At 57.2% G+C, this 12698-nt stretch carries 10 protein-coding genes and 1 CRISPR repeat array; of the genes, 5 read left to right on the forward strand and 5 right to left on the reverse strand.

Annotated features, from left to right (window positions below; genetic code table 11):
* Window position 1 precedes the first annotated feature (1 nt).
* Window positions 2-721, reverse strand: coding sequence for a hypothetical protein (locus VKV29_RS12855; protein WP_324201714.1), 720 nt, complete (start codon window positions 719-721; stop codon window positions 2-4).
* 304 nt (window positions 722-1025) lie between these two features.
* Between VKV29_RS12855 and der the strand changes: the two genes are divergently transcribed.
* Window positions 1026-2414, forward strand: a complete 1389-nt coding sequence (gene der, locus VKV29_RS12860; RefSeq protein WP_324201715.1) for a ribosome biogenesis GTPase Der — start codon at window positions 1026-1028, stop codon at window positions 2412-2414.
* 40 nt (window positions 2415-2454) lie between these two features.
* Here the strand turns inward: der and VKV29_RS12865 are convergent, their stop codons facing one another.
* The 3 genes from VKV29_RS12865 to VKV29_RS12875 all read right to left on the reverse strand — a co-directional run bounded on the left by VKV29_RS12865 (window position 2455) and on the right by VKV29_RS12875 (window position 5648).
* Window positions 2455-4356 (reverse strand): VWA domain-containing protein, encoded by a 1902-nt coding sequence (locus VKV29_RS12865; protein WP_324201716.1) that lies wholly within the window; start codon window positions 4354-4356, stop codon window positions 2455-2457.
* A gap of 2 nt (window positions 4357-4358) precedes the next feature.
* Window positions 4359-4661 (reverse strand): hypothetical protein, encoded by a 303-nt coding sequence (locus VKV29_RS12870; protein ID WP_324201717.1) that lies wholly within the window; start codon window positions 4659-4661, stop codon window positions 4359-4361.
* 84 nt (window positions 4662-4745) lie between these two features.
* Window positions 4746-5648 carry a sugar phosphate isomerase/epimerase family protein gene (locus tag VKV29_RS12875; RefSeq protein ID WP_324201718.1) on the reverse strand — a complete coding sequence of 301 codons (903 nt, stop codon included), beginning with the start codon at window positions 5646-5648 and terminating at the stop codon, window positions 4746-4748.
* A gap of 175 nt (window positions 5649-5823) precedes the next feature.
* On the opposite strand from VKV29_RS12875, the gene VKV29_RS12880 reads away from it, so the two are divergent.
* From VKV29_RS12880 to bcp, 4 genes are all read left to right on the forward strand, one after another.
* Window positions 5824-6960: a Gfo/Idh/MocA family oxidoreductase gene (locus tag VKV29_RS12880; RefSeq protein WP_324201719.1), complete on the forward strand. Its 1137-nt coding sequence runs from the start codon at window positions 5824-5826 to the stop codon at window positions 6958-6960.
* A 68-nt stretch (window positions 6961-7028) separates the two neighbouring features.
* Window positions 7029-7409, forward strand: coding sequence for a 6-carboxytetrahydropterin synthase QueD (gene queD / locus VKV29_RS12885; protein WP_324201720.1), 381 nt, complete (start codon window positions 7029-7031; stop codon window positions 7407-7409).
* Window positions 7390-9144, forward strand: a complete 1755-nt coding sequence (locus VKV29_RS12890) for a Rieske (2Fe-2S) protein (protein WP_324201721.1) — start codon at window positions 7390-7392, stop codon at window positions 9142-9144. The genes queD and VKV29_RS12890 overlap by 20 nt, the downstream gene beginning before the upstream one ends.
* Window positions 9145-9221: 77 nt before the next feature.
* Window positions 9222-9677, forward strand: a complete 456-nt coding sequence (gene bcp, locus VKV29_RS12895; protein ID WP_324201722.1) for a thioredoxin-dependent thiol peroxidase — start codon at window positions 9222-9224, stop codon at window positions 9675-9677.
* 184 nt (window positions 9678-9861) lie between these two features.
* Here the strand turns inward: bcp and VKV29_RS12900 are convergent, their stop codons facing one another.
* Window positions 9862-10770: a Kdo hydroxylase family protein gene (locus VKV29_RS12900; protein WP_324201723.1), complete on the reverse strand. Its 909-nt coding sequence runs from the start codon at window positions 10768-10770 to the stop codon at window positions 9862-9864.
* Window positions 10771-11502: 732 nt separating this feature from the next.
* A CRISPR array of direct repeats spans window positions 11503-12698; the repeat unit is 37 nt; unit sequence GTTTCAATCCCCACCAGCTCCGAAGAGCCGGTGATAC.

Consider the following 12698-nt stretch of genomic DNA (forward strand, 5'->3'; position numbering starts at 1 on the left):
GCTATTTCTCCCCATTGGGGGACGCTATCAGTTGACGCAAACGCTGCAGGCCTTCTGCAGCATCCTGGCGCCCGGTCACAATCAATCTATTGCCAAAGATCGGCACCAACCTTCTTTCAAGTTCCGAGCGAAAGCCGTTGCGCGAGGTTACCCCACAAAACCACACCGCCTTCAAAGTGCCTATCTGAGCAAGCTTTTTGGCCTCCTCAACGGTCGTGCTGGGGTTTTCATCCTCCCCATCGGTCAGCATTAAAATGGCGGTTGGCTCCCCTTGGGCCTGATCGGCGCCGGCCTCGCGCTCCATCTCCTTAAACACTACCGCCGGAAAGGTACCCCAACTGTTTGGGTGCAATGCCATCACCTCGTCCTCCGTTGGCCATAGGTCTTCCGGCCGCACCGGAACGAGGTCGGCGAACTTGTGCGCATTCACATCAAACGACCATATCTCCACATGCGATCCCTGAGGCAGCACCTCGGCCACCGTTTCATCTAGCACACCAAACATCTGTTTGCGCGAATGCATGTGCACGCTGCCCGTTACATCGGCCCCTACCAGCAAGTCCACCCTCTTACCGGAACGGGCATGAGAAAACACATAGGCGCCGGCCCCTACAAGCCCTATAATAAGCGCAAGCGCCGCCACGGCGGCGATCATTTCAGAAGGTTGGAACTGCCCCAGCTTTCTCCCGTTCTGAACTCCGCGTTCGCTCCATCGAGCCATAATGCCTTATCCCCTCCCATTAGATGAAAACCGTGCCTCGATAGGAAAGTATACGGCTAAATAGCCTACTCTATTCTCAAGACACAGAAGAGTTCTTGACCCAAACCGGCAAATCCTGCATGTAATTTAAGACGTTTGCCGCCGAAAACGGTTTCCACAAACTCCCTCCTTGACAGAAGCCCCAGTCAACAGGTAGATTCACAGGTAAAGTTGATTCTTCGTCTATTTGAGCGGTTTATCGTACCACTCTCCACCCTGCCTTGCCCGATCAAATTGATGTTTAACTTTTCGCATAGAATGAGCCATGAACCAGATCAAGCCCAACCGCCCTCTTGTTGCTATCGTAGGTCGCCCCAATGTGGGCAAATCGGCCCTCTTTAATCGTCTTGTGGGGCGGCGTGTCGCCATCGTGGAGGACACGCCGGGCATTACCCGCGATCGGCTGTACCAGCCTGCACAGTGGCGCGGGCACCACTTCACCGTCATTGATACCGGCGGAATCCTTTTTAGCGACCAAGACCCACTCACCGTGCAGGTTCGTGCCCAAGCGCAGATCGCCATGGAGGAGGCTGCCCTTATTCTTTTTGTGGTAGACGCCGCCAGCGGCCTTACTCCTACCGACCAGGAGATCGCCGATGTGCTCCGGGCCTCTCTCCACCCCGTTCTGCTCGTGGTGAATAAAACCGACAACCTTCGGCTCGAACAACATGCCGCCGAATTCTACACCTTAGGCTTTCCCGACGTGCATACCGTCTCCGCCATTCACGGGCACGGGGTCGCCGATCTGCTTGATCGCGTTGTCGAGCTTTTACAACAAGAGGATGCGCTCGCCCCCGGCAACCACGCGGAGGAGGAGCGAATTCGCCTGGCCATCGTCGGGCGCCCCAACGTGGGCAAGTCCTCCTTGCTGAACGCCATCCTCGGCGAAGAGAGGGCCATCGTAAGCCCCCTGCCCGGCACCACGCGCGACGCGCTGGACACGTATTTCACCTGGAGCGAGCAACCGCTCACCCTTATAGATACCGCCGGCATTCGGCGCAGCGGAAAGGTACAGGGCACCGTTGAGTACTACATGGTGCTTCGCGCCAGAACCGCCATGGAGCGCAGCGATGTGGCCTTGGTGGTGCTCGATGCCGAGGCCGGCATTACCGATGGCGACAAACGGGTAGCGCACCTTGCCCAAGAGGCCGGGCGAGCCTGCGTGGTCGTCGTCAACAAATGGGACCTCATAGACCCCCAAATTCTACGCTCAAAAGGGAAGCTCTCGGCAGCCTCACGCAACCGCATCCTCAAATTTACCGAACAGTTCCGTCGTGAGTGCTCTTTTTTGGACTACGCCCCTCTCGTGTTCGTTTCGGCAAAAGAGCGATTCGGAGTGACCGATGCCATCGAAACCGCCATCGAGGCGGCCCAAAACCATGCCCATCGCATCGCCACCGGAGAGCTAAATCGCCTCATTCACGAGGCCACATCGAAACATCCTCTGCTCGATAAAGGGCGTGCATTCAAAGTCTACTATGCCACCATGGTAGGCGTGCGGCCTCCTACCATCGTGCTTTTCTGCAACGAACCGGAGATGTTTCACTTCTCCTATCGTAACTATCTGGAGAACCAGCTGCGCGCCGTCTATCCCCTAGAGGGCACCCCCATCCGCTTCCTCACCCGCAAGGCCGAAAACCGTCCCAAGGTGTAGCCTGCCGGCGTGTTGGCCGTGCGGTTTGTCTCATCCCCGCCTATCCTCGCACAAAAAACGGACGGCGGTGGAACAGATACCACTCAAACCCCAGCGCGATAAGGGCCAGCAGAACCAGCCAGGGTAAGAAGGGGTGGAAAACCACAACCGGTCTACCACGCTCGGCCTGCGGGTTTGGCGTCTCAAACGGCAGCTTTTTTACCGGCGCAATGTTGGAGGCTTCTGCGTTGTTCAAGCTAATAGCAAACAGCCCCCTATCGTTTCCGCTACGCCCTCCGGTGCCTACCGGATACCCCCCTATCACCGAATAAAAACCGCACTGGTCGGTGTCGTTAAAGAGCGCTCGGCCATCCGGCGCAAGGGGCACTTTTTTCACGGAGCCGTTCGGTAAACGCACCGAAACCGCCGAAACCCCTGGGGCCGCCGCCAACGTCACCGGCTGCCCGGCACGCGAAGGCAAACCCTCCGTCGCCTCGCCCGTCGCCAGCCAACGCACGCTCTCTGAAACCAAAATGGGAAAAGCAACCGATAAAGGAAGCCGAGACTGATCGGGGTCAAACGCAAAGAAGAGCGAGCGGGAGGGGCCATCCTCTCCTGCCACGATCAACGGCCCCGAATCGCCGGTTACCACTTCGCGTGCCCACGGTTTTGGCGTAGACAACAGCACATCGTCGAAGCGCTGGTTGGTTAAATCCACATAGCGCATCACGGGGTCGGTATGTTGCCAATCCACCGTCTCCATGCTTGCCGTGGCGCCTGTAAGTTGTGCCGGGCTGCGATTGCCGGAGCAGTGAATAAAGAGGTAGTGCCCCGGCGGAAGCGTTTTTGGCGCCGTGTTATAGAAAATAACCACATCGTATTTGCTGGCGGCGACATCGCCCGGATAGTTGGGCGCAACATCCACCTGAAGATCGGGGTCTACCTCCAAAGCGTTCTCCAAAAAGAGGTTCTCCTGCCCGGTCAACAAAACTCTAAATAGGCGTTTCGGCGCCAGCACCAGGTAGGCCGTATCGTCGCTGCTAAGGTCGTCCTTAACATCCAAATGAAACTTCAGCGGAAGCGGCCCTTCCGGCTCCGGCATGGCATAGGTGTCGGTGTGAGAAGCCCCCGGTGCAAGCGAGACCTCGCGTGCATCTACCAACTGCTTGCCCGCGTAAAGCTCTTCGATGAACTTGCGGGGTCGAGACGAAAAGTTCTGGGTGGACGCCAGTACCTCCAGCCCATGCTGATAGCCCACCAACCGGCGATAGTCAAAAGCCACGATGCCCACATTGTCATCGCTTTTGCCCACGGTGTAGGCACGCAAACCAACGTTGTTGTTTAGGTTGAGCGAGGTCGTATCCGTGCGTGAAAAACAGCCATCGGTAACCAGCTCTATAAGCCCGCCGTTCCCTGTTGTCTGCGCCAGCTCCGAAGCTAGTTGCAGCGCCGTATGCATATCGGCGGGTGCCTCCGTTGCCCGCAGGTTGCCGATGGCCCGCCGCAACTCGGTGCGATTATCCGTAAAACCGGTAAGGGCTTGTGGAGAGCTACCGGCAGCGAGAAGGATCATCCTATCTCCCGGATGCATCTGTCCCACAAGGCGATAGGCCACCTGTTTGGCCTCGTCAATACGTGTGGGGGAGCCATCGGTCGCCTGCATCGTTACCCCGGTATCTACCACCAAAACCAGCGTGCGTCCCCCGCGCGCAAGCAGTCGAAGCACCGGCTGGGAGAGCGCCAAAACCAGCAGCAGAGCAATAAGCAATTGCACTAATAATAGTGGATTGTAGCGAAGTTTTTGAAACGGCGCGTTGGCCTGTACATCCCGAATCACCTGCTGCCAAAGGTAGAGCGACGAGACCTCTACATCCTTTCGACGCAGTTTCAAAATGTAGAGCAAAATAATGGCACCCCAAATAGGAGGTAGCCAAAGCAGGCTCCAAGGGCTAAGCAGATGCATGGCTAAACGATCCGTTGATACTGAGGTCTTCCCTCTTCTTGAGGAGGAGCCACCACATGCTGTTCAAGCACCTGAACACGACGCTCCAGATTCTGCAGCGCGGTATCGAAACTAAGGTCGTACTGTGTCGTCGTGTCTCGAAGAGATTGCAACTCCTGACGCAGAGCGGTTATCTCGGCGAGCACCTCATCGTTCATCCGACTACGCGATTCCAACTCCATTTTTTTCACTTTCCTCAGGTGCTCCGTCCAAATAGCCGATAACGGCACACTAAACACAATAAGCACAATGAGAATGCCGATCATGCTCTTCTTCCTCTCTGCAGAGCGTGCTGCCTTCCTAACATTGTAGACTAAAAGCGCCCTTTTTCGGTTTCGGGAAATCCGTCTTCATGGGAGATGATACTTGGCCATTTTCTCACGCAGGAACTGGGCAGACTGTTTTAGGTGCGCGATGCCCTGCTCGGCATCCTCCCCATCTTCGATGCTAACCCACCCTCGAAAGCCCACCGAAGAGAGCAACGAGAAAATCTTATCGTAGTCGTTCATGCCCTGCCCTATCACGCCATGACGAAGGAAGGGCGCATAGCCCTGTTGGGGCGAGTAGGCCAGACGGCGTAGCTCCGCCAGAGAGCCTCCTTCCAGATAGCGATCGCTGGCGTGCATGCTGATGACCCGGTGTTTTACCTGATCCAATAGGGCGATGGGGTCGTCGCCGGCCAAAAGAGCGTTGGAGGGATCGTAATTTACTCCAAACCATGGTGAAGGGGGGATGAGCGAGAGCAGCTCCAAAAAGCGCTCTTGTTGCCAGGCCAGTTCGGGGTACTGCCAGAACCCGTCTTTATAGTGGTTCTCCAAGGCCAGCTTCACCTGAAAACGCTCCGCCGTGGGAAACAGCTCTTGTATGGCCTGCGCCGCAAGGCGCAAACCCATCGGTACGTCGAGGCCTGGGCGCGCCTGCCCGCTAAGCACGCGACAGGTCTCCGCCCCCAGAAGCGCCGCCACCTCTACGGCCCATCTCGCCCTCTCGATCTCGGCCCTCCACGCCTCGCGCTCCGGCTGGGTAAAGTCGGGCGAGTAGCACAACATGGCGATCCGAAGCCCATGCCCTTCGGCTTGCCGGCGCAGTGCTTCCAGGTGCCTTGGAGCATCGTGGGGCAGAAACGCCCAGTATAGCTCTAAGCCATCTATCTCCAAATGGGTGGCCGCCAGGTCAATCCACTCTTCGGGGGTCATTGTGCGGTCAACGCAAAGGGCCTTGAGAAAACATTTCGGAAAAGCTGCTAACGGCATGTGGGCCTCCTCTAGGGTAGAGGATTCGCCATCTACCGCATTACCTCCTGCCGCACTCTCTCTAGTCGCTCGGCTTTGCAACACGGCCGCAAATTAGGCTTTTGGCCAGTTGCCCCATTGTACCCAGCATGGGGATGGAGGGGGTATTCTAAATAGAGCAACTTGTTGAGGAAGGATGGACTTCGTAGTGAACGTGACGACAGACACAACGCCCACACGCATCGGCATCATCGGCTGCGGCAACATCAGCGACATCTATTTCGAGGCGGGGAAACGCTTCCGCAACCTCGAAATCGTTGCCTGCGCCGACCTTCTCATGGAGCGTGCTAAAGAAAAGGCCGAAAAGCACGGTGTGCCTAAGGCGCTTTCGGTAGACCAACTGCTGAGCGACCCGGATGTTGAGATCGTTGTTAACCTCACCATTCCCAAAGCGCATGCCGAGGTGGCCTTGGCGGCGTTGGAGGCAGGCAAACATGTGTACGGTGAAAAGCCCCTAGCCGTCTCGCGCGAGCAAGGCCGTCGCATGGTGTCCCTTGCCCGACAAAAGGGGTTGCGCATCGGTTGTGCGCCCGACACCTTTCTCGGAGGAGGGCACCAGACCTGCCGCAAGCTCATTGACGATGGCGTTATCGGCGAGCCGGTTGCGGCCTCCGCTTTTATGCTGTGTCACGGCCACGAGTCGTGGCATCCCGATCCGGAGTTCTATTACGATAAAGAGGGCGGAGGCCCCCTGCTGGATATGGGGCCTTACTATCTTACCGCCCTTGTGAATATGATCGGCGGCATTCGCCGAGTGGCGGGGGCGGCACGCATCACGTTCCCCGAACGCACCATTACAAGCCAGAAGAAGTACGGCACCAAGATCGTAGTCGGCACGCCTACCCACATCGCTTCCACACTCGATTTCCACACGGGGGCCATCGCCACACTGGTTACCAGCTTCGATGTGTGGGCACACCACATGCCCAACATCGAGGTCTACGGCACCGAAGGCTCTCTGCTTGTGCCCGACCCCAACGGCTTTGGCGGGCGCGTGTTGGTAAAGCGCCACGATGAGCCTGAATGGCGTGAAGTGCCCCTCGTTTACGGATATACCGGCAACGCGCGAGGCCTGGGGGTAGCCGATATGGCCGCCGCCATCCGCTCGGGCCGCGCCCACCGCGCTTCGGGCGACCTTGCCTTCCATGTGCTCGATGTTATGTTGGGCATCCTGGAATCGTCCGAGCAAAATAGGCACTACTTCCCAGAAACCACGGTAGACCGGCCAAAGGCGCTGCCGCTAGGCCTTCAGGACGGTGAGATAGACGCCTAGCCTAAACAGGCGTTCCGGTAAGCACGGCATGAGCTGCCCTAGGCGGTTACGGAAGGAGGCGATACGAATTGGAGCTGTTTAAGGAGTTTCATATCGAGGCGGCGCATCGTCTTCCGCATGTGCCGGAGGGCCATAAATGCGCGCGCCTGCATGGGCACTCTTTTCGTATCACCATCTACGTCGGCGGCTCTGTTGACTCGCATGTGGGTTGGGTTATGGATTTCGCCGACATCGCCGCGGCCTTTCGCCCGCTTCATGAGATGCTTGACCATCGTTATCTCAACGAGATAGAGGGGCTAGAGAACCCGACGAGCGAGAACCTCGCCCGATGGATTTGGCAGAGGCTTAAACCGCGCTTGCCGGGGCTTAGCCGCATCGTGGTGCAGGAGACCTGCACCAGCGGGTGCGTGTATGCAGGAGAACAAGACAATGACGACCACAATTTCTGAACCGTTCATCCCCGTAGCCGATCTGGAGCAACTGAAAGCCAGGGGCTGCCTCACCGCCGAAATCGAGGGGCGAACGGTGGCCCTCTTTTGGCATGACAACCAGGTTTATGCGGTGGATAACCGTTGCCCGCATATGGGCTTTCCGCTTCATCAAGGCAGCCTTCGTTGTGGCATCCTTACCTGTCATTGGCATCATGCCCGCTTCGACCTCGCCACCGGAGGCACTTTCGACCTTTGGGCCGACGACGTAACCGTTTTCCCCACGCGAATAGACGATGGCAAGGTTTGGGTGGACATCCGCCCCGCCCACGAAAACGACTTAGGCCAGCACCGCAAGCGCCTGGAACACGGCTTAAAGCACAACCTAAGGTTGGTCATCGCCAAAGCGGTGCTTGGGCTAGAGGGTTTTGGAGAGCTTGGGCACAAGCAGGCGCTGGAGGCAGGTGCCGAGTTGGGCACGCGCCATGCCCGCGATGGTTGGAACGCTGGCCTTACCATTTTCACGGCCATGGCCAATATTCTGCCGACCTTAGAGGCAAGCGATCGGCCTTTGGCGCTCTACCATGGACTCGGCCACATAGCCCCCATGGTGGCGAACCAGCCCCCTCTTTTTCTTCCCGATCCTTTGCCGCAAGCCCATGTCGAGCCGGAGCGGCTGAAGGCCTGGTTTCGGGAGTTCATCGAGGTGCGCGACAGCGTTGGCGCCATGCGTGTTCTTCACACGGCCATTGTGGCAGGCCACCCACTTTCGCACCTTGCCGACATGATCTTTGCCGCAGCTACCGACCACCTCTACCTCAGCGGTGGTCACGCGCTCGATTTCGCCAACAAGGCTTTCGAGCTTTTGCAGCAGGTAGATGCCCGTTTTACGCCGCAAATTCTTCTCAGCGTGGTACCCGTTCTGGCCAACGGGCAGCGCAGTGAGGAGTCGGCCAGTTGGCGCCACCCCATAGACCTGGCCCATCTGTTGACCTCCGCGTTTGCGCAACTACCGGAGATTCTGCAGAAGGCTTCCTCTGCCAAATGGCAGTGCACTCCGGCCTTTCTGGAGACGCTGTTGGGCGATGACCCTGTTGCCATTGTGGAAAACCTGCAAGCCGCCCTGCTTCACGGAGCCACCTTCGAGCAACTTGCCGGTGCCGTTGCTTTGGCGGCTGCCCATCGCATAGCCTATTTCCGCACCTCCAACGAATTCAGCGACTGGATAACGGTTCTGCACTCCTTTACCTATGCCAATGCGGTGCACCAGGCCATGCGTCGCGCCCCCTCTTTAGAGCTTCTACGCGGCGTTTTCGATGGTGCCCTAAGCGTCTACCTCGCCAGGTTCCTCAACACCCCGCCTGCCCCTCTACCGCGCCCACTTAACACCATTCAAGAGCCTTTAACCGCCTTGCTCGATAAACTTAACAGCCAAAACCAGGTGGAGGCGGTGGCCCAGCAGGTAATGACCTGGCTAGTGCATGGCGGTTCGGAGTCGGAGTTGCTGGCCACCTTGGGGCGTGCGCTGTTGCGAGAGGATGCCGAGTTCCACACCTACCAGATGGTTGAGGCCGGCTTTCGCCAATATCGTGACTACGGCAACACCCCGGAAGGTCGTGTTTTGCTTGTGGCGATGGCCCGCTATTTGGCCGCCCACTGTCCTACGGCCCGAGCCAATCTGCAGACCTATCAGGTGGCCTTGCGGCTTCATCGAGGGGAAAATCTATATACGGCGGAGGACAACGATTCTCCTTAGCATGGAGGTTGGTTCGCTTCCATGCTATGCGGAAGGGTTGTGTGCTACGCCTAGCTTTTTCGCATAGAGGAGGTTTTATGCTGAAGGAAGGCGATCTCGCCCCCGATTTTACTTTGCCCGATCAGGAGGGCAACCCCATAACGCTTTCGCATCTGCGCGGAAGAACGGTGGTGCTGTTTTTCTATCCGCGGGCCGACACGCCGGGCTGTACGGTGGAGGCCTGTGGGTTTCGCGACATGGCCGAGCGATTTCGAGAGCGCGGTGTGGAACTTTTAGGCATCAGCACCGATCCCCCTAAAGCACAGGCCAAATTCGCCGAAAAGTATGGGTTGCCTATGCGCCTTCTTGCCGACACCGAACATAAGGTGGCCGAGCTGTATGGGGTATGGGTTGAGAAAAAGCGCTACGGTCGCAGCTACATGGGGGTTGAGCGACAAACGTTTGTTATTGGCCCAGATGGTCGGCTTGTAAAGGTCTTTGAAAGGGTCAAGCCCGAAGGCCACGCAGCGGAGGTTCTCTCCGCGCTCGGTTAGGGTTAGCGCCTTGGCAATCCGCAGGTGACGATTAGCCGGCAGCGCTTTCTACAGATTAGGACGCCCCACAAGGCTGTCCTTCTCTCTATCGAGCGGGCGATTGGAGGGCAGGTTCATGCACAGGTCAGGCCGGCTATCTTTCGGTCTCCTTCGCTTTGTCTCTCAAGCCGGCAGGCGGGGCGTTTCACGCAGAGGGCGCCAAGGTTTTACCGGCGAGTCGTTCCAGCACGGCCACCGGCGCCAATTCGGGGTGCTGCATGGCGCTGCGGGGTACGATGCAGGTCTGTTCCAGGGCATACTGACCGGAGGTTACGGCATGGGCGATCTGGTCGGTGAAGCATATCCAGCTAGAGCCTGGTGGGAAGTGAAAGGTAAAGAGGCGTTCATTTTTTTGGAAGTTCTCGTTGGCCTTAAGAAAGTGATGAAATCCCATCATAAACTGATCGTAGGGGGAAGGGACATCGGAGCGCACGCCCAGCAGTCGCGTGACGTAGGCTCCGGTTCGTTGCAGGGTTGCCGTTAGGCCGGTTACCTTATCGAGTCCGGCCTCTTTGGCGTAGCGTTGTGCGAGCTGATCGAAGGGGCCTGCGGTTACCCAAACGCGGTCGCGGTCGGGGCTAATGTTGGTAAAGAGTCGCAGAATACGCCCACCATGGGTGGGGCGTGTAGGGAAGGCATCCACGTGCATAAGGTCATTTCTACGGCTCAGGGGCAGGTCTCGGCCTTGTTCCTCGAAGGGTCGAAAGCTCGCATAGTCCACCTTCCAAGCTTTGGCGTAGGCGGGCAAGAGGTTGGCGAGAAACTGGAGGGCTCCTTGCGCATAGGCTTTCATAATACGTTTAAGGCGTTGGGCATCTTCTGGGGTTTCGTTTTGGGCACCGGTTAATTTATCGAGGGGTGTTTTGTAGGCGATATTTTTATGGATTTTTGTTTCGGCTTGATGTTGACCACGGAGAAAGGCAGCATCCTCTTCGGGCGGGGCAAAGGGGGTTTTGGGCAGGAGGAGGATGTTTCCCATTTCGAGGTGTTCATAAAGCTCGGCAGCGTAGTCGGGTTGGCCTATTCGTTCGGGCTGGATAGTTACAAGCTCCATAGCCTCTATCCCTTCCTTTCAGTCTCGTGGCATTTAGGGGCGGTTCTTGGGCGGTGACGTCCTTTTGTTTTCTGGGGATATTATAGCCTATTTTCTCTTTCAGGGCGATTCTTGTTTCGGTCTTCATCCGCTCGGTTTCACTTCGGTTTGAGGGTAAGGGCATCGGCCTTGAGAGGAAGGACGCGCCACCCCCAGAAAATCGCAAGATTTTCCGGAGTCCCGGCATCGGCCTTGAAGAGCCGATGATACGAGTGTCATTTCGGTCCGAAGGCGACGGTTGCTTTGAGCCGAAGCGAGATAGACAACTGTCATTTCGAGCCGACGGCGAGAAATCTTGCGTTTCCATTCCCACAAGTTCTGAGGTAGAAGCGCATTTGTTTGCAGAAACTGCCAATGGCTTCGGTTCTAGAGGCAGTTTTACAAAGCAAGTTTGCCCTGTTCGCCCCCTATCCCATCCTTTCCCCCGCTTTGGGAGAAAGGGGGCTGGCGTGGCTAGTTTCTAGATGACAGCTTATCAAAGAGGACCGCGAGTGAAACTTGCCGGTCTCTCTTCCCCTATAGGGCGAGGGCATCGGCACCCCCATGTCATCTCGGAGCGAAGCTGAGAGGTCTTCTTGTTTCAATCCTCACTGAGGGGGAGAGCGTCGGCCTTGAGGGGAAGGGCGTCGGCCTTGACGCCGAAACGCCGGTGCCACGCAGCTTGGTGAGCGGCAGTTATAACCCGCAGGCTTAGTTTCAATCCCCACCAGCTCCGAAGAGCCGGTGATACGGGCCATACGGCTCCATGGTGTTGAGGGCCTCGAGGTTTCAATCCCCACCAGCTCCGAAGAGCCGGTGATACGGGGACGTCGCCCGAGTGGCGACGGTACCGGGGCAGGTTTCAATCCCCACCAGCTCCGAAGAGCCGGTGATACATGGCGGCGTCTATGGCGCGCCGCCTTGGACGCCTTAGTTTCAATCCCCACCAGCTCCGAAGAGCCGGTGATACAGTCTCAGATACTTGGTGCTCCTGGTTATCGAGTAGTTTCAATCCCCACCAGCTCCGAAGAGCCGGTGATACTTGATATAGCGTGTATGGATTGCCGACACCTTGCAAGTTTCAATCCCCACCAGCTCCGAAGAGCCGGTGATACGGTAGCACCTGGACGGATTTGAGCATCGAGATTCAGTTTCAATCCCCACCAGCTCCGAAGAGCCGGTGATACGGCGTATCGGGTCAAGTTGGTGTCTCAAGATGTCGAGTTTCAATCCCCACCAGCTCCGAAGAGCCGGTGATACGCTCCACAGAGTAGTTTTGCGCTAGGAGTTTTAGAAGTTTCAATCCCCACCAGCTCCGAAGAGCCGGTGATACACCACCAAACCATACCTGTGAAAACTCCCTGCTCTGTTTCAATCCCCACCAGCTCCGAAGAGCCGGTGATACTAGGTGCTATTGCAGTATTTTTTCTGATATGGCTGGTTTCAATCCCCACCAGCTCCGAAGAGCCGGTGATACGAGCAAGGCTTTCGCTCTGAGTGTTTCCGTGTCGAGTTTCAATCCCCACCAGCTCCGAAGAGCCGGTGATACAGCTATTATAATGACCCAGCCGAGCACGCATTTAGGTTTCAATCCCCACCAGCTCCGAAGAGCCGGTGATACTTGCTGTTGTGGTTGATCTATCGCGCATATGGAGAGTTTCAATCCCCACCAGCTCCGAAGAGCCGGTGATACAGGACTGCCTTATGCAGGTACTGGGTCTACCGGTGGTTTCAATCCCCACCAGCTCCGAAGAGCCGGTGATACGCTCCACAGAGTAGTTTTGCGCTAGGAGTTTTAGAAGTTTCAATCCCCACCAGCTCCGAAGAGCCGGTGATACGGAGTTCTATCTGCAGTCTCTGCACCTCCGTGCTCGTTTCAATCCCCACCAGCTCCGAAGAGCCGGTGATAC

It is taken from the genome of Chthonomonas sp., assembly GCF_035294165.1.
GTDB lineage: Bacteria > Armatimonadota > Chthonomonadetes > Chthonomonadales > Chthonomonadaceae > Chthonomonas.

What these genes read in the sequence shown, in the direction of transcription:
- VKV29_RS12855 (WP_324201714.1), bottom strand. Translation starts at nt 721, where the DNA reads ATGGCTCGATGGAGCGAACGCGGAGTTCAGAACGGGAGAAAGCTGGGG.
- der (WP_324201715.1), top strand. Translation starts at nt 1,026, where the DNA reads ATGAACCAGATCAAGCCCAACCGCCCTCTTGTTGCTATCGTAGGTCGC.
- VKV29_RS12865 (WP_324201716.1), bottom strand. Translation starts at nt 4,356, where the DNA reads ATGCATCTGCTTAGCCCTTGGAGCCTGCTTTGGCTACCTCCTATTTGG.
- VKV29_RS12870 (WP_324201717.1), bottom strand. Translation starts at nt 4,661, where the DNA reads ATGATCGGCATTCTCATTGTGCTTATTGTGTTTAGTGTGCCGTTATCG.
- VKV29_RS12875 (WP_324201718.1), bottom strand. Translation starts at nt 5,648, where the DNA reads ATGCCGTTAGCAGCTTTTCCGAAATGTTTTCTCAAGGCCCTTTGCGTT.
- VKV29_RS12880 (WP_324201719.1), top strand. Translation starts at nt 5,824, where the DNA reads ATGGACTTCGTAGTGAACGTGACGACAGACACAACGCCCACACGCATC.
- VKV29_RS12890 (WP_324201721.1), top strand. Translation starts at nt 7,390, where the DNA reads ATGACGACCACAATTTCTGAACCGTTCATCCCCGTAGCCGATCTGGAG.
- bcp (WP_324201722.1), top strand. Translation starts at nt 9,222, where the DNA reads ATGCTGAAGGAAGGCGATCTCGCCCCCGATTTTACTTTGCCCGATCAG.
- VKV29_RS12900 (WP_324201723.1), bottom strand. Translation starts at nt 10,770, where the DNA reads ATGGAGCTTGTAACTATCCAGCCCGAACGAATAGGCCAACCCGACTAC.